Genomic DNA, 295 nt, shown 5'->3' on the forward strand with positions numbered 1-295 from the left:
GTGCCGGCCCGTTGCCGAACTGCTGACTCAGCACGACCCGCCCGGCATCCTCTTCAATCACCGGCAAGGCGTTGATCAGGCGTTGCGGATCGAAGGCCAGCAGCAGGGTTCCACAGACCGGCTGTCCAGGATCGGGAGCGCACAGGCGCTGCGCTGTAGATCAGCCAGCGGTCGCCGGTCTTGCGCGCCTCGGGGGCAACCGTTTCGCCTCGCGCAGCCTTGTTCAGCATGTCGAGGGTGGCATAGGTCACAGGCAGTGGCCCGGTCGGGTCCACGTCGGCAAGGCCTTTGGGGC

The 295-nt window shown here is 67.1% G+C and carries 1 protein-coding gene; it reads right to left on the bottom strand.

Annotated features, from left to right (window positions below; all coding sequences use genetic code 11):
* Positions 1 to 53: 53 nt before the first annotated feature.
* Positions 54 to 295 (bottom strand): hypothetical protein (locus EE949_RS00215; RefSeq protein ID WP_241152837.1); only part of this gene is annotated, 242 nt, incomplete at its 5' end.

The organism is Pseudomonas viridiflava (genome assembly GCF_900602065.1).
Classification (GTDB): domain Bacteria; phylum Pseudomonadota; class Gammaproteobacteria; order Pseudomonadales; family Pseudomonadaceae; genus Aquipseudomonas.